General features: G+C 71.2%; 11 protein-coding genes and 1 pseudogene. 10 read left to right on the top strand and 2 right to left on the bottom strand.

What is annotated here, in order from left to right; translation table 11 throughout:
• Genes HNO83_RS05920 through HNO83_RS05900 form a run of 5 tightly spaced genes read left to right on the top strand, consistent with a single transcriptional unit; the run spans position 1 to position 8,300 of the window.
• Positions 1-2,328 carry an alpha-L-rhamnosidase gene (locus tag HNO83_RS05920; RefSeq protein ID WP_502708419.1) on the top strand — a complete coding sequence of 776 codons (2,328 nt, stop codon included), beginning with the start codon at positions 1-3 and terminating at the stop codon, positions 2,326-2,328.
• A gap of 57 nt (positions 2,329-2,385) precedes the next feature.
• Positions 2,386-3,549 carry an L-rhamnose isomerase gene (gene rhaI, locus HNO83_RS05915; protein WP_175336584.1) on the top strand — a complete coding sequence of 388 codons (1,164 nt, stop codon included), beginning with the start codon at positions 2,386-2,388 and terminating at the stop codon, positions 3,547-3,549.
• Positions 3,549-5,585 carry a bifunctional aldolase/short-chain dehydrogenase gene (locus tag HNO83_RS05910; protein ID WP_175336583.1) on the top strand — a complete coding sequence of 679 codons (2,037 nt, stop codon included), beginning with the start codon at positions 3,549-3,551 and terminating at the stop codon, positions 5,583-5,585. Before rhaI ends, HNO83_RS05910 begins: the two co-directional genes overlap by 1 nt.
• A gap of 14 nt (positions 5,586-5,599) precedes the next feature.
• Positions 5,600-7,048 carry a rhamnulokinase gene (locus HNO83_RS05905; protein WP_175336582.1) on the top strand — a complete coding sequence of 483 codons (1,449 nt, stop codon included), beginning with the start codon at positions 5,600-5,602 and terminating at the stop codon, positions 7,046-7,048.
• A complete protein-coding gene (locus HNO83_RS05900) occupies positions 7,041-8,300 on the top strand; it encodes an alpha-hydroxy acid oxidase (RefSeq protein WP_175336581.1) in 1,260 nt (419 codons plus the stop codon). The genes HNO83_RS05905 and HNO83_RS05900 overlap by 8 nt, the downstream gene beginning before the upstream one ends.
• A gap of 72 nt (positions 8,301-8,372) precedes the next feature.
• On the opposite strand, the gene HNO83_RS05895 is transcribed toward HNO83_RS05900, so the two are convergent.
• The gene (locus HNO83_RS05895) at positions 8,373-8,669 is read right to left on the bottom strand and encodes a hypothetical protein (protein WP_175336580.1); all 297 of its coding nucleotides are present in this window, start codon (positions 8,667-8,669) and stop codon (positions 8,373-8,375) included.
• Positions 8,670-8,760: 91 nt separating this feature from the next.
• On the opposite strand from HNO83_RS05895, the gene HNO83_RS05890 reads away from it, so the two are divergent.
• The 3 genes and pseudogenes from HNO83_RS05890 (at position 8,761) to HNO83_RS05880 (ending at position 11,019) form a co-directional block, all read left to right on the top strand.
• Complete coding sequence (locus HNO83_RS05890) at positions 8,761-9,261, top strand: MarR family winged helix-turn-helix transcriptional regulator (RefSeq protein ID WP_175336579.1); 501 nt, start codon at positions 8,761-8,763, stop codon at positions 9,259-9,261.
• A complete protein-coding gene (locus tag HNO83_RS05885) occupies positions 9,258-9,929 on the top strand; it encodes an NADPH-dependent F420 reductase (protein WP_175336578.1) in 672 nt (223 codons plus the stop codon). Before HNO83_RS05890 ends, HNO83_RS05885 begins: the two co-directional genes overlap by 4 nt.
• Positions 9,930-9,958: 29 nt before the next feature.
• Positions 9,959-11,019, top strand: a pseudogene (locus HNO83_RS05880) (LLM class flavin-dependent oxidoreductase).
• A 92-nt stretch (positions 11,020-11,111) separates the two neighbouring features.
• Here HNO83_RS05880 and treS read toward each other — a convergent pair.
• Positions 11,112-13,388: a maltose alpha-D-glucosyltransferase gene (gene treS / locus HNO83_RS05875; protein ID WP_175336577.1), complete on the bottom strand. Its 2,277-nt coding sequence runs from the start codon at positions 13,386-13,388 to the stop codon at positions 11,112-11,114.
• Between the two features lie 156 nt (positions 13,389-13,544).
• Between treS and nhaA the strand changes: the two genes are divergently transcribed.
• Positions 13,545-15,446, top strand: coding sequence for a Na+/H+ antiporter NhaA (nhaA, locus tag HNO83_RS05870; RefSeq protein ID WP_175336576.1), 1,902 nt, complete (start codon positions 13,545-13,547; stop codon positions 15,444-15,446).
• 52 nt (positions 15,447-15,498) lie between these two features.
• Positions 15,499-16,095, top strand: coding sequence for a YdeI/OmpD-associated family protein (locus tag HNO83_RS05865; protein ID WP_175336575.1), 597 nt, complete (start codon positions 15,499-15,501; stop codon positions 16,093-16,095).
• The last annotated feature ends 54 nt before the right edge of the window (positions 16,096-16,149 follow it).

The raw sequence follows: 16,149 nt of genomic DNA, 5'->3' as shown, positions 1-16,149 counted from the left end.
ATGACCACCCCCGACGACACGACGACGACCGCACACGAAACAGGAGCGCAGACGAAGATGAACTGGCACGCCCGACTGATCGCACCCGCGCAGGAGCTCGACTCGGCACCGCTGCTGCGCAGGGAGTTCCGCCTCGAGGAGGGCCACGGCGCCCTCACCCGGGCGACCCTCACGCTGACCGCGCAGGGCGTGGTCGAGGCCTGGCTGAACGGCCGGCCGGTGTCCGAGGACCTGCTCACCCCGGGCTGGAGCGCGTACGAGTGGAGGCTGCGCTACGCCAGCTACGACGTCACCGACCTGGTCGACGAGACCAGCGTGCTCGGCATCGCGCTGGGCCGCGGCTGGTTCGGCGGCCGCCTCGGCTGGACCGGCGGCGAGGCCTGGTACGGCGATGGCCTCGGCGCGTTCGCGCAGCTGGAGCTGGAGTTCGCCGACGGCACGACCCAGCTCGTGGTGACGGACGAGAAGTGGTCCGCCGGCCCGAGCGAGATCCTCGCGAACGACCTGTACGACGGCGAGACGATCGACGCCCGCCGCCGCGACGACTCGTGGAAGCGGCCCGGGTTCGCGGGCGACGGCTGGGCGGGCGTGCGCACGGTCGAGTTCGACGACTCCCGCCTCACCCCGTACATCGGGCCGGCGGTCACCCGCTGGGCCGCGCTGGCGGTGCAGGAGATCACCACGTCGCCCTCCGGCGCCACCCTGGTCGACTTCGGGCAGAACCTGGTCGGCTGGATCAAGGTCCGGGTGCAGGGCCCGGCCGGCACGGAGGTCGTCATCCGCCACGCCGAAGTGCTGGAGCACGGTGAGCTCGGTGTGCGCCCGCTGCGGTCGGCCAAGGCGACCGATCGCTACATCCTCTCCGGCGGGGTCGACGAGTTCGAGCCGACGTTCACCTTCCACGGGTTCCGCTACGCCGAGATCACGGGATGGCCGGGCGAGCTGCGCGCGGAGGACCTGACCGCGGTCGCGATCGGCTCGGAGCTGACCCGCATCGGCGAGTTCCACACCTCCGACCCGCTGCTCAACCAGTTCCACGAGAACGTCGTCTGGGGCATGCGCGGCAACTTCGTCGACGTGCCGACGGACTGCCCGCAGCGCGACGAGCGGCTCGGCTGGACCGGCGACATCGCCGCCTTCGCGCCGACCGCCGCGTTCCTCTACGACGTGGATGCGTTCCTCTCCGACTGGCTGGTCGACCTCGACCTGGAGCAGAAGCACAACGACGGCATCGTCGGCTTCGTCATCCCGGACGTGCTGAAGTACATGCCGCACCCGGCCGATTTCGGCAAGCCCGACAGCACCGCCATCTGGAGCGACGCCGCCGTCTGGGTGCCGTGGGACCTGTACCAGGCGTACGGCGACACCGCAGTGATGGAGCGCCAGTTCGAGTCGATGGCGTCGCACGTGCGCCGGGTGAAGTCGCTGCTGTCGCCCTCCGGAGTGTGGGACGGCAACTTCCAGTTCGGCGACTGGCTCGACCCGGACGCCCCGCCGGAGGACCCGGCGAAGGCGAAGGCCGACAAGGGCGTCGTCGCGACGGCCTGCGCCTACTGGTCGGCGAAGATCGTCTCCGACACCGCCGGTGTGCTCGGGCGCTCTGCGGAGCAGGCCGAATTCGCGGCCCACGCCGAGGCGCTCCGGGAGGCGTTCGACCGGGAGTACGTGAACGGCGGCATCGTGAAAAGCGACTGCACCACGGTGTACGCCCTCGCGATCGTCTTCGGCCTGCTGTCCGGGGCCGACGAGGCGGTCGCGGGCGACCGGCTCGCGGAGCTCGCCGCGGAGGCGGGCTACCGCATCTCCACCGGTTTCGCCGGTACGCCGTTCATCGCCGACGCGCTCACCCGGACCGGACACACGGACGTCGCCTACCGCCTCCTGCTGGAGAAGGAGTGCCCGTCCTGGCTCTACCCGGTCACCATGGGTGCGACCACCGTGTGGGAGCGCTGGGACTCGATGCTGCCCGACGGCACCATCAACCCGGGCGAGATGACGAGCTTCAACCACTACGCCCTCGGTGCGGTTGCCGACTGGATGCACCGGGTCGTCGGCGGCCTGTCGGCGCTCGAGCCGGGCTATGCCCGCGTGCTCGTCGCGCCGCAGCCGGGCGGCGGCCTCACCGAGGCGGCGACCTCGCTCGAGACCCCGCACGGACGCGTCTCCGTCCGCTGGAGCATCGACGGCGAGGGCGTCTTCACCGTCGAGGCGGAGCTTCCCGAGGGCGTCGACGGCATCCTCCGGCTGCCCAGCGGCGAGGAGCGGCCGATCGGCGCCGGGCGGGTCACCGCCTCCGCCGAGCTTCCGGCCGCCGTGGGCGTCCGCTGAGCGGCCACCGCCGATCCACCGATCCACAGATCCACCGCTGGAGAGAAAGCGAATCCCATGAGTCTCACTGACCGCACCCGTTCGGAGCTCGCGCTGCAGGCGATCGAGCTGCCGAGTTGGGCGTTCGGCAACTCGGGCACCCGGTTCCGGGTGTTCGGAACCCCCGGCACCGCGCGCGACCCGTTCGAGAAGATCTCGGACGCCGCGCAGGTGCACAAGCACACCGGGCTCGCGCCGACGGTCGCGCTGCACATCCCGTGGGACCGGGTGGATTCGTATGCGGATCTCGCCAAGCACGCCGAGGACAACGGGGTGCGGCTGGGCACGATCAACTCGAACACGTTCCAGGACGACGACTACAAGTTCGGCTCGGTGACGCATTCGGACCCGCGCATCCGGCAAAAGGCGATCGACCACCACTTCGAGTGCATCGACGTGATGAACGAGACCGGCTCGCGGGATCTGAAGATCTGGCTGGCGGACGGCACGAACTACCCGGGCCAGGACTCGATGCGGGCCCGGCAGGACCGCCTCGCCGACAGCCTCCAGAAGATCTACGAGCGGATCGGCGAGGGCCAGCGGCTGGTGCTGGAGTACAAGTTCTTCGAGCCGGCGTTCTATCACACGGATGTTCCCGACTGGGGCACCAGCTACGTCCAGACCGCCGCGCTCGGCGACCGCGCGTTCGTGTGCCTGGACACGGGGCACCACGCGCCGGGCACGAACATCGAGTTCATCGTGATGCAGCTCCTGCGCCTCGGAAAGCTGGGCTCGTTCGACTTCAACAGCCGCTTCTACGCCGACGACGACCTGATCGTGGGCGCGGCCGACCCGTTCCAGCTGTTCCGGATCGTGTTCGAGGTGATCCAGGGCGGCGGCTACGGCAACCCGGAGATCGCGTTCATGCTCGACCAGTGCCACAACCTGGAGGCGAAGATCCCGGGCCAGATCCGCTCGGTGCTGAACGTGCAGGAGGCGACCGCCAAGGCGCTCCTCGTGGACGTGGAGGCGCTGGACGCGGCGCAGCGCGCGAACGACGTGCTGGCGGCCAACACCGTGTTCATGGATGCGTTCAACACCGACGTGCGCGCCGACCTGGCCGCGTGGCGGGAGTCGCGCGGTCTGCCCGCGGACCCGATGGCGGCGTACACGGCGTCCGGGTACCAGGAGAAGATCGAGGCCGACCGCGTCGGCGGCACCCAGGCCGGATGGGGGGCGTGATGACCAACGGAACTGTCGCCTCCCTGATCGCCCGCTCCAACCGTCTGGGGTCGGACCCCGCGAACACCAACTACGCCGGCGGCAACACCTCCGCCAAGGGCACCGAGACCGACCCGGTGACCGGTGAGCCTGTCGAGCTGCTGTGGGTGAAGGGCTCCGGGGGAGACCTCGGCACCCTCACCGAGCAGGGCCTCGCGGTGCTGCGCCTGGACCGCCTCCGCGCGCTGCAGAACGTCTACCCGGGCGTCGAGCACGAGGACGAGATGGTCGCCGCCTTCGACTACACCCTGCACGGCAAGGGCGGCGCGGCGCCGTCGATCGACACGGCCATGCACGGGCTGGTGGACGCGGCCCACGTCGACCACCTGCACCCCGACTCCGGCATCGCGATCGCGACCGCGGCCGACGGCGAGCGGCTGACGGCCGAGGTCTTCGGCGGCCGCGTCGTGTGGGTGCCGTGGCGTCGCCCCGGCTTCCAGCTCGGTCTCGACATCGCGGCGATCAAGGCCGCGAATCCGGATGCGATCGGCACCATCCTGGGCGGCCACGGCATCACGGCGTGGGGCGACACGAGCGAGGAGGCCGAGGCCAATTCGCTGTGGATCATCCAGACCGCGGCCGACTACATCGCCGAGCACGGCCGTCCCGACCCGTTCGGTGCGCGCATCCCGGCGAACGAGCCGCTGGACCCGGCCGAGCGGCGGGCGAAGGCGGCGGCGCTCGCGCCGACCCTGCGCGGGCTGGCGTCGACGGACAAGCCGCAGGTCGGCTCGTTCACCGACGCAGAGGTCGTGCTCGACTTCCTGGCGTCGGAGGAGCACGTCCGCCTGGGCGCGCTGGGCACCTCGTGCCCGGACCACTTCCTGCGCACCAAGGTGAAGCCGCTGATCCTCGATCTGCCGGCCGACGCGTCCGTCGAGGACTCGATCGCCCGGCTGACGGAGCTGCACGAGCAGTACCGGGCCGAGTACACGGCGTACTACGAGAAGTACGCGACGCCGGACTCGCCCGCGATGCGCGGCGCCGACCCGGCCATCGTGCTCATCCCGGGCGTCGGGATGTTCTCCTACGGCAAGGACAAGCAGACCGCGCGGGTCGCGGGCGAGTTCTACATCAACGCGATCAACGTGATGCGCGGCGCCGAGGCGATCTCGTCGTACGCGCCGATCGACGAGGCGGAGAAGTTCCGCATCGAGTACTGGGCGCTGGAGGAGGCCAAGCTCCAAAGGTTGCCCAAGCCCAAGTCGCACGCGGGCCGTATCGCGCTGGTGACCGGCGCGGCCTCGGGCATCGGCAAGGCCATCGCCACCCGGCTCGCGGCCGAGGGCGCGTGCGTGGTCATCGCCGACCTCGACCGGGAGAAGGCGCGGGCCGCGGCGGCGGAGCTCGGCGGCACGGATGTCGCGATCGGGGTGGCGGCGAACGTCACCAGCGAGTCCGACATCCACGCGGGCATCCAGGAGGCGCTGCTGCAGTTCGGCGGTCTCGACCTGATCGTCAACAACGCGGGTCTGTCCATCTCGAAGCCGCTGCTGGAGACCACCGAGGCGGATTGGGACCTGCAGCACGACGTCATGGCCAAGGGCTCGTTCCTGGTCTCGAAGGCGGCGGCGAAGGTCCTCATCGAGCAGGGCCTCGGCGGCGACATCGTCTACATCTCGTCCAAGAACTCCGTCTTCGCCGGCCCGAACAACATCGCCTACTCGGCGACCAAGGCCGACCAGGCCCACCAGGTACGGCTGCTCGCCGCCGAGCTCGGCGACCACGGGGTGAAGGTCAACGGCATCAACCCCGACGGCGTCGTGCGCGGGTCCGGCATCTTCGCCGGCGGCTGGGGCGCCAAGCGTGCTGCGGTCTACGGCGTGCCGGAGGAGGAGCTGGGCAAGTACTACGCCCAGCGCACGCTGCTCAAGCGCGAGGTGCTGCCGGAGAACGTCGCCAACGCCGTCGCGGTGCTCACCTCGGCCGACCTCGACCACACCACGGGCCTGCACATCCCGGTCGACGCCGGGGTCGCCGCAGCGTTCCTGCGGTGAGCGGGGGCTCGGGTATGAGCGGGGGAACGGTCGCGGCGGTCGACCTCGGCGCGACCAGTGGCCGGGTGATGCACGCCCGCGTCGGCGCGGACACGCTGGAGCTGACCGAGGCGGCGCGCTTCCTCAACACGCCCGTGCGGGTGTGGGAGGGGGAGCGGGCGGCCCTGCACTGGGATGTCACGGGACTGTTCTCGAGCGTGCTGGAGGGTCTCGGCTCGGTCGCCCGATCCGATCCCGGCCTCGCCTCCATCGGCGTGGATGCGTGGGCCGTCGACTACGGCCTGCTGCGCGGCGGCCGTCTGCTCGGCGAGCCGTACCACTACCGCGACGAGCGCACTGCGCGCGGGGCCGACCTCGTGCATGCGGCGGTGCCCCCGGCGGAGCTGTACCGGGAGGGCGGGCTGCAGTTCCTGCCGTTCAACTCGCTGTACCAGCTCGCGGTGGATGCGGCCGACGGTTCGCTGGCCGCCGCCGACCGGTTCCTGCTGATCCCGGACCTGATCGCCTACTGGCTGACCGGCAGCCAGCATGCCGAGCGCACCAACGCGTCCACCACCGGCCTGCTCACCGCCGACGGCGCGTGGAACGACGCGCTGATCGAGCGGCTCGGGCTGCCGCGCACGGCGTTCCCGGAGCTCGTCGACGCCGGCACGCCGGTCGGACGGCTCCTCCCATCCCTCGGGCACGACCTGCCGTTCGCCGGTGCAGGCCCGACGGTCACCGCGGTCGGCTCGCACGACACCGCCTCGGCTGTCGTGGCGGTGCCGATGGATGCCTCCCGCGCCGCGTACATCTCCTGCGGCACCTGGGGACTGGTCGGCGTGGAGCTCGAACAGCGTGTCGTCTCCGAGGAGGGACGCGCGGCGAACTTCACCAACGAGGGCGGCGTCGACGGCCGCATCCGCTACCTGCACAACGTCATGGGACTGTGGCTGCTGAGCGAGTCCATCCGCGAGTGGCAGCGCCGCGGCCTCCACGTCGACCTGCCGGGGCTGCTGGCGGAGGCCGCCGAACTGCCGCGACCGGCCGAGGTGTTCGACGCGGAGGACCCGCGCTTCCTCGCCCCGGGCGACATGCCCGCACGGATCGCCGGCTGGTTCCAGGAGCGCGGGTTGCGCGCGCCGGCGTCGCCGGCCGGGATGGTCCGCGTCATCGTGGAGAGCCTGGCCGCCGCGTTCGCCGCGACCGTGCAGCAGGCGGCCGCGCTCACCGGCGTGCCCGTCGAGGCCATCCACATCGTCGGCGGGGGAGCGCGCAACGCCCTGCTCTGCCAGGCGACCGCCGACCGCGCGGGCCTCCCCGTGCTCGCAGGCCCCGTCGAGGCGACCGCCATCGGCAACGTCCTCGTGCAGGCCCGCGCCGCCGGTCTCCTCACCGGCGACCTGGAGACGCTCCGCGCCCTGGTCGCCCGCACCACCCCGATCGTCCGCTACACCCCCGATAGGATCCTCGTCCATGGTTGATCGTCAGTTTCCGCGTCCGGCGGAGTTGCTGGAGTTGATGCAGTTCCGTCGTCCGGAGTTGAACCTGAAGAAGCGTCGGCTGGAGTCGGCGCTCACGATCGAGGATCTGCGCCGGATTGCTCGCCGGAGAACGCCGAAGGCGGCGTTCGATTACACCGAGGGTGCCGCCGAGGGGGAACTGTCGTTGGCCAGGGCCAGGCAGGCGTTTCAGGATGTGGAGTTCCACCCCTCGATCCTGCGGGACGTGTCGACCGTGGACACCTCGTGCGAGATCTGGGGTGGGCCGTCGGCGTTACCGTTCGGGATCGCCCCGACCGGGTTCACCCGGTTGATGCAGACCGAAGGGGAGACCGCGGGGGCGGGGGCGGCCGGGGCGGCGGGCATCCCGTTCACGCTCTCCACGCTCGGCACCACCTCGATCGAGGGGGTGAAGGCGGCGAACCCGCACGGGCGGAACTGGTTCCAGCTGTACGTCATGCGGCAGAAGGAGATCTCATACGCCCTGGTCGAGCGGGCTGCTGCTGCCGGGTTCGACACCCTGTTCTTCACCGTGGACACCCCGGTCGCGGGGGCCCGGTTGCGGGACAAGCGCAACGGGTTCTCCATTCCACCGCAGTTGACCCTGGGCACGATTCTGAACGCGATCCCGCGGCCGTGGTGGTGGTACGACTTCCTGACCACCCCGAAGCTGGAGTTCGCGTCCCTGTCCGCGACCGGCGGGACGGTCGGTGACCTCCTGAACGCGGCGATGGACCCGTCGATCGACTACGATGACCTGGCCGAGATCCGCGCCCTGTGGCCGGGGAAGCTGGTGATCAAGGGGGTGCAGACGCTGGAGGACGCGAAGAAGCTCACCGACGTCGGCGTCGACGGCATCGTGCTCTCGAACCACGGCGGCCGGCAACTCGACCGGGCACCCATCCCGTTCCACCTGCTCCCCACCGTGGCCCGCGAAGTCGGACAGCACACCGAGATCGCGGTCGACACCGGGATCATGAACGGCGCCGACATCATCGCCGCCTACGCCCTCGGCGCGAAGTTCACCCTCATCGGACGCGCCTACCTGTACGGGCTCATGGCCGGCGGCCGCGAAGGCGTCGACCGCACCATCCACATCCTCACCGACCAACTCGTGCGCACCATGAAACTCCTCCAAGTGCGCTCCCTCGACGAGCTCACTCCGGCCCACGTGACGCAGCTCACCCGCCTCCACCCCCTCCGCCACACCGCGACCGACCCCGTCGACGCGTAGGCCGCGTCGCGCTTCGTGCCGAATGAGCGGTATTCGTGACGAATACCGCTCATTCGGCACGAATCGCGCGGGTCAGCGGGGCTCGAACTCGTAGACGACGGCCGACCAGTGGTCGTCGCCGAGCTCGTCCCATGACTCGGGGCCGTGGTAGGCGAGCCGGTACTGCGCGGCGAGGATCGGGCCGAGCAGGTCGAGCACGTCCGGTCGGAACGGCGTCCCGGGCGGGAAGCCCAGACCGAAGCTGTGGATGATGCTGTCGTCCGCCGCCCGCAGCCACACGCCCCAGCCCTGCGAGACGGGCATCGCGACCACGCGGAACACGTGCGCGGGATCGTAGTCGGCGGGGAGGGCGTCCGGCGGCTGGGTCATGCAGCCAACGCTACAAGCGCGGGCGAGCGCGCGGGAACAATCCGCGCCGGACGATGGTTGATTGACATGTCAGTTACTTCCGAAGGATGACATGACCCCCACTACGACGTCCGAACGCCTCACCGAGCGCGAGCTCGTGGTGTGGCGCTCCCTGCTCGACACGACGACCGACCTGCGGCGGCTGCTGGCCGCCGAACTGCAGCAGGTCGAGCTGTCGCCCGGCGACTACGCGGTGTTGCTCGCGCTCACCGAGGCCGACGAGCGCACGCTCCGCTCCTCCGAGCTGGCCGACGCGATCGACTGGGAGCGCAGCCGCCTCTCGCACCACCTGGGGCGGATGGAGCGGCGCGGCCTGATCCGCCGCACCGACTGTCCCGGCGACAACCGCGGCGCGCTGGTCCTCCTCACCGAGGACGGGTTCGAAGCCATCCGTCGCGCGTCCGGCCCGCACCTACGGGCCGTGAAGCGGCTCTTCGCCGACGCTCTCGACCCGCAGCAGCTCGACGCGCTCGCGGACGTGCTCGGCAGCATCCGCAGCCACCTCGACACCACCCACCTCGACACCACCGACCAGGAAGGACACCGCGCATGACCACCACCACGGAGCGGCCCCGCGTCGCCATCCTCGGCGTCGGGCACGTCGGCTCGGCCCTCGCCCGCATCCTGCTCGACGCCGGGTACCCGGTGGATGTGGCGGCCTCCGGCGACCCGCAGCGCATCCAGCTGATCGCCTCCGTCGTCATGCCCGGCGCCCGTCCGCGCTGGGCGGCGGAGGCCGTCGCCGACGCCGACATCGTCATCCTCGCCATCCCCCTGCACCGGTTCGCCGGGCTCGACCGCGGGATGCTCGACGGCAAGCTCGTGGTCGACTCCATGAACTACTGGGCACCGACCGACGGCGTGCAGCCGCTCTTCGAGGACGACGCGTCGACCAGCAGCGAGGTCGTCCAGCGGGAGCTGGCCCGCGCTACGGTCGTGAAGACCTTCAACCACATCGGCTACCACGAGATGGAGGAGGACCGCCGGCCCGCCGGCGACCCCGACCGTCGCGCGCTCGGCATCGCCTCCGACGACCCGGACGCGGCCGCGCGCATCGCCGCCCTCGTCGACGACGCGGGCTACGACGCTGTGCTCGTGGAGTCGCTCCGCGACGGCGTCGCCTTCGAGCCGGGCGGTCCCGTCTTCGGGGCGCGGCTCGGCGCCGCGGACTTCCGCGCGGCCGTCGCCGGCGAGCTGCTGCCCGCCGAGACCGCCGCCTGACCCATCCCCTCACCCGAAAGACCGCACACATGAACACCGCACCCGACTTCCCCCTCACCTTCGGCCTCAACACCTTCGGCGACGTGACCGGCGACGCCGCGGGTCGTCCGATCAGCCACGCGCGGACGATCCGCGACCTGGTCCGGCACGGCGAGGCCGCAGAGGCCGCCGGCGTCGACTTCTTCGGCATCGGCGAGCACCACACCGACGACATGCCGCTGTCGGCGGCGGACATCGTCCTGAGCGCGATCGCCGCCCGCACCGACCGCATCCACGTCGGGTCCGCCGTCACCGTGCTCAGCTCGGACGACCCCGTCCGCGTCTTCCAGCGCTACTCGACGCTGAACGCGGTGTCGGACGGCCGGCCGAGATCATCCTCGGCCGTGGCTCGAGCATCGACTCGTTCCCGCTGTTCGGCTTCGACCTGAACGACTACGAGGAGCTCTTCGAGGAGAAGACCAACCTGTTCGCGCACCTCCGCGAGGGCGGGCCGGTCACCTGGGAGGGCGGCACCCGAGCCGGCCTCCGCGACCAGGACGTCGTCCCGCACCTGGAGTCCCCGCTGCCGACGTGGATCGGCGTGGGCGGCAGTCCGGAGTCGGTCATCCGGACGGCGCACTACGGGTTCTCGCTCATGCTCGCCGTCATCGGCGGGCCCGTCGCGCGGTTCGCGCCGTACGCGGAGCTGTTCCACAAGGCGCTGGAGCAGTTCGGGCGCGACCCGCAGCCGATCGGACTCCACTCGCCCGGCCACGTCGCCGCGACCGACGAGCAGGCGCGCGCCGAGTTCTGGCCGCACTACCGCGACATGATCACCAAGGTGTCGGCCACGCGCGGCTTCGCCATCCCGACCGAGGCGTCCTTCGAGCGCGAGATCGGGCCGGGAGGCAGCCTGTACGTCGGCTCGCCGGAGACGGTCGCGGCGAAGATCGCGGCCAACCTGCCGGTCGTCGGGGCGAATCGCTTCGACCTGAAGTACGGCATCCCGGGCATGACCGACGAGTCGCTGCTGACGGCCATCCGGCTGTACGGCGAGCAGGTCGTGCCGCGCGTGCGCGAGCTGCTCGCCGAGCGCCGCGCCGCCGCGTAACGGCGGACCGAATCGGTTCGAATCTCCGTCTGGGCCGCCTTCGGTCGGAGATTCGGCCGCAGGGCGTTCGAATCTCCGACCGGAGACAGCCGCTACTCGGCCGGCGGCCGGGTCAGCACCAGGAAGCGGGCGCCGTAGGCGGGGATGCTGAGCGGGAAGCTGGCCAGGTCGTCGACCGTCCCCACCTCACGGCCGTCCGCCGCATCCGTCACCGTCGCCCGGTGGGGGAGCGCCTCCGAGCGCACCGTGCCGTCGACTGCCGTATCCGTCATATTCAGCACCGTCAGCTGCACCACCGGCAGGCCCTGCTCGTCGAGCGTCTCCAGCTCGTGCACCATGACCAGCATCCCGGGGTGGGCGACGTCGGGCACGTCCACCTGGCGCGCGGTCGCGATGCCGAACCGGTTCCGGATGCGCAGCAGCTCGCGCAGCCGGCTCGCGAACGAGGTCTTCCGCTTCAGCTGCTCCGGCAGCGTTCCGTAGAGGGCGCGCGCCCGCGGCATCCCGGACGCCGACCGCTCGGCCTCGGGGGCGACGCCGAGCAGGTCGTGCGCGCCGCGCTCCACCCAGCGCGTGTCGCCGTCCGCGATCAGGTCGGCGACCTCGCCGCGGGGGAGCGTCAGCGCGCCGAGCAGGTCCCAGCCGGAGAGGGCGAACACGCCGGGCTGCCACGCGTTGAACGCCGCGAGCAGCAGGTGGGCGTCGCGGATCGCCGGGATGTCGCCGTCCCCGATCGAGTCGAGCGTCGCGTGCCCGCGGGTCGCCGCGATGAGGGATGCGCTGGTGCAGGCGATCCCGTTGGTCGTGAACACGAGGTTGTAGTCGGCCGCAGGCTCCGTGATGGCCTCGACGAGGTCCTGCCGGATGCGCTGGGCCAGCTCCCCGCCGGTGATCTCCTCGCCGCGGAACGTGTAGACGTCGTTCTGGTGCAGCGTCGCCCAGTGCACCAGCTCGTAGGTGAGCTCGTCGTGGTTCTGCATCCCGTGGACGAGGCTGACCGGTTCGACGCCGAGCTGCAGCGAGGTGCGCAGCGTGAGCCGCAGGAACTCGGTGTCGCCGGTGGCGAGGGCGTGGTGGTAGGCGGGCCGGTTGATGAAGTCGTAGGACAGGTCCGCCCCGACCGCGCCGGTGTCGCGGATGTCCTCGACCGTCAGGTTGAGCTCCTGGAACGTGAAGCCGCCGACCTTGCGCACCATCCCGGCGATGATGTGGTTGGCCGCGTGCGACAGCGGGTGGCCCTCCGACCAGGCCGGCATCCCCTCCGCGCTCTTCTCCACGCCGAGGAAGCCGTTGGCGTCGAGGCGCAGGGCGCTCGTGCCGAGGTCGCCGAGGGAGTGCAGCGCGTCGCCGATCACCAGGCGCATGCCGGAGAACGTCGGGTCGAGCCAGTTGACCGACGGCTGGCCCTCCTTGAAGTAGTGCAGGTACACCCAGCGGCGCGTGACGCCGTCGACCCCGATGACCGGCGCCGTGACGCTCCAGTTCGTCTCCTTGACGCCCGGAGCGAAGAAGATCACGCGCTGCAGCTCGCCGATGATGTAGCCGTGGTCGGCGAGCGAGGCCTCGGTCGCGACATCCAGGTTCACCGAATCGCGGCCCTCCGGCACCTCCGGCAGCAGGTGCCACTCGTCGGGCGGGATCTCGACCATGTGGTAGATGCCGGGGTAGTCCTTGAAGGCCATCTCGGCGAGCCGGAAGTCCGCGCCCTTGCCGGTGTGACCCGGGACGATGTCGTCGATGACGATGCCGCCGTGCTCCTCCGCGACGTCGGTCATCCGGCGGAAGGTCTCCTCGTCGCCGAAGGCCGGGTCGATCTGGGTGCCGATGCGGTCGAAGTGGCCGTCGACGCTGGGGGTCTCCTGCCAGCCGCGGATGCCGCCCGCGCGCTTGACGGGACCGGTGTGGACGCCGTTGATGCCGATCCGCTCGAACGCCGTCCACAGCTCCGGGTCGGCCAGAGCGGTCAGGAACGACTCGCCGGCGCGGGTGATGAGCGAGATCGGGTACGCGGTGAACCAGACGTCCGAGGTGGAGACGGCGCGCCGGGCGTCCGGGCGGGCGTACGGGTTGCGCCACATGCTGGGGGAGCCGGACAGCTGCCGGCTGAGCACGTCCGCGTCCTTGAGCATCGACTGGCGCACCAGCCACTCGACGTAGGCCGGGTTCTGGCCGTTCGCCGCGCGCGGGTCGGAGAACGTGCGGCGGATGCTGCCCCCGCGCAGGTTCGCCCGCGGTCGGAGCCGCCGCGGCCGGGCGGGGTAGAGCTGCTCGTCGTAGGTGATCTCCTCCGGCGGCGCCTCCACCTCCTCGACGCCCGCATCCCCGGCGTCGCCGGTCTGCTCGGTCACCTCGGGTGCCTCGTCGTCCACTCGGTCTCCTTCCGTGACTGTCACCGTAGCCTCGTCGCCACCCAGCACGGTGCCACGGGCGGAGGGCGAGGGCAAGGAGCCCGGCGCCGACCCTCCCGTTTCCACCGCTGCACCCGGCACGTGACCACGGGCGCGTAGCTCGCTAGAGTTGCGCCCGTGACCATCCCGTTGACCGTCATCCAGCGCTCTCCCGACCCGGAGGAGGCCGGGCAGTCGCGCGAGCGGCGGCCCAGCCTGACCGAGCGGTTCCGTGCGATGGGACGCAGCCGTCTCGGCGCGCTGCTGCTGGTGGCCGCCACGCTCGTCGCGATCGTCTGGGCCAACATCTCGTTCGCCGGGTACGAGCAGTTCTGGGAGACGCACCTCGTCGTCGGCGTCGGCGACCTGCAGCTCGACTTCACCCTCCACGCGCTCGTCAACGATGCGCTCATGGCGATCTTCTTCTTCACCGTCGGGCTCGAGGTGCGTCGGGAGTTCGCGATCGGCGAGCTGACCAGCTGGTCGCGGGCGGTCGTGCCGGTCGTCGCGGCCGTGTTCGGTCTGGCCGTGCCCGCGATCATCTATGTGATGTTCACGCTCGGGACGGGCATGGAGCACGCCTGGGGGGTCGTGATCTCGACCGACACCGCGTTCCTGGTGGGCGCGCTCGCCCTCATCGGCCCGCGCGCGACGGGACGCCTGCGTGTGTTCCTGCTCGCGCTCGCCGTGGTCGACGACATCGGCGCGCTGACCATCATCGCGCTCGTCTACACGAAGGACTTCACCCCGCTGCCGCTGATCGTGGCGGCGGTCGGGCTGGCCGGCGTGTACTTCACGCGCTACCTGCGCGGCGGCCGTGGACCGGTGTACGCGACGCTCGCGGTCATCGTCTGGCTGGCCTTCCTCGCGTCGGGCGTACACCCGACGCTGGCCGGCGTCGCGATCGCCCTGCTCATCCCCGTCTACCGCCCCAACCGGCGGGATGTGGAGCACGCCCTCGACCTCGCGCGCACCTTCCGGCAGTCCCCGAACACCGAGTACGCGCGTGCCGCGGCGAACAGCCTCCGCGAGTCCATCTCCATCAACGAGCGGCTCCAGTCCGCCTGGGGACCGTACGTCGCCTACGTCGTGCTGCCGCTGTTCGCGCTCGCCAACGCCGGCGTCCGGCTGAACGGCGACATCCTGCTGGGCGCCGTCGTCTCGCCGATCGCCTGGGGCGTGCTGGCCGGCCTCGTCGTCGGCAAGTTCGTCGGCGTCTTCGGCTCGACCGCGCTGCTGCGGGTGCTGAAGATCGGCGACTTCGGCCCGGGCCTCACGATCGACCGGCTGGCCGGGGGAGCGGCGCTGTGCGGGATCGGGTTCACCATCTCCCTCTTCATCGTCGACCTGGCGATTCCGGACGAGACGGCGCAGAACGCGGCCCGTGTCGGCGTGCTCGCCGCGACGGTCGTGGCCTTCGTCGTCGCGACGATCGTGTTCCGCATCTCCGACGCGCGCCGTCCGAAGGAGGAGGCCGGCCTCCGGCTGATGCGCCCGGTCGACCCGGCGCGCGACCACATCTTCGGGTCTCTGGATGCGCCGTTCGAGATCGTCGAGTACGGCGACTTCCAGTGCGGCTTCTGCCTGAAGGCGACCGGCTCGGTGGTGGAGGTGCAGCGCGAGCTCGGCGACAACCTCCGGTACGTCTGGCGTCACGCGCCGCTGACCCGGTTCCACCCGAACGCGCTCGCCGCGGCGGAGGCGTCGGAGGCGGCCGCGCGGCAGGGGAAGTTCTTCGAGTTCGAGCGCAGCCTGTTCGCCGACCAGGAGCACCAGCTGCCCTCCGACATCATGCGCCGGGCGGAGGAGCTCGGGCTCGACCTCGACCGGTTCGAGGCCGACCTCAGCTCGCCCGAGGTGGCGACGCGCGTGCGCGACGACATGCTCGACGCGGAGGCGATGGACATCTCGGCCGTCCCCACCTTCTTCATCAACGGCCGCCGGCACATGGGGCCCTACGACGCGCAGTCGCTGATCCGGGCCATGCAGGCGACGGTCGACGAGCGCGGGGCCGGGCAGCCGCATCCGGGAGCCGTCTAGGGCAGCGGCCACACGCCCCGCCGGTGTCGGCGGCCACCCGTAGGATCGCGGCATGGCCGACGTCACCGACCGCAGCTCCACCGACCACCTCGTGGTCGCCGACCGCGCCGCCTGGCGCGCGTGGCTCGACCTGAACGAGACGAGCTCCGACGGCGTCTGGCTGGTGCTCGCCAAGAAGGGCACGGTCGAGCCGACGGCGCTGACCTACCAGGAGGCGCTGGTCGAGGCGCTCTGCAGCGGGTGGATCGACGGCCAGCGCAGGTCCCGCGACGCGGCGACCTTCCTGCAGCGCTACACGCCGCGGCGCAAGACCTCGCTGTGGTCCGTGCGCAACATCGGGATCGTGGAGGCGCTCGTCGCGGAGGGGCGGATGCGTCCGGCGGGACACGCCGAGATCGAGCGCGCGAAGGCCGACGGCCGCTGGGATCGCGCGTACGCCGGTCCCGCGACCATCGAGGTCCCGGACGACCTGCGTGCGGCCCTCGACGCCTCCCCGCCGGCCGCCGCGACGTTCGAGGGGCTCAACGGCCAGAACCGCTACGCCGTGCTCCACCGCGTCATCACGGCGCCGAGCGAGACCAGCCGCGCGAACCGGCTCGCCAAGCTGGTCGCGATGCTCGAGCGCGGCGAGACCCCCTACCCGCAGTGACGCATCCTCCCAGGCTGCCGGACCGGCGCGGCGGCGACAAGGATTGATCCCGGC

The organism is Leifsonia sp. C5G2 (assembly GCF_013359685.1).
GTDB lineage: Bacteria > Actinomycetota > Actinomycetes > Actinomycetales > Microbacteriaceae > Leifsonia.
Note: the sequence above shows the minus strand (reverse complement) of the source record. Positions and strands in the feature narration are given on the sequence as shown.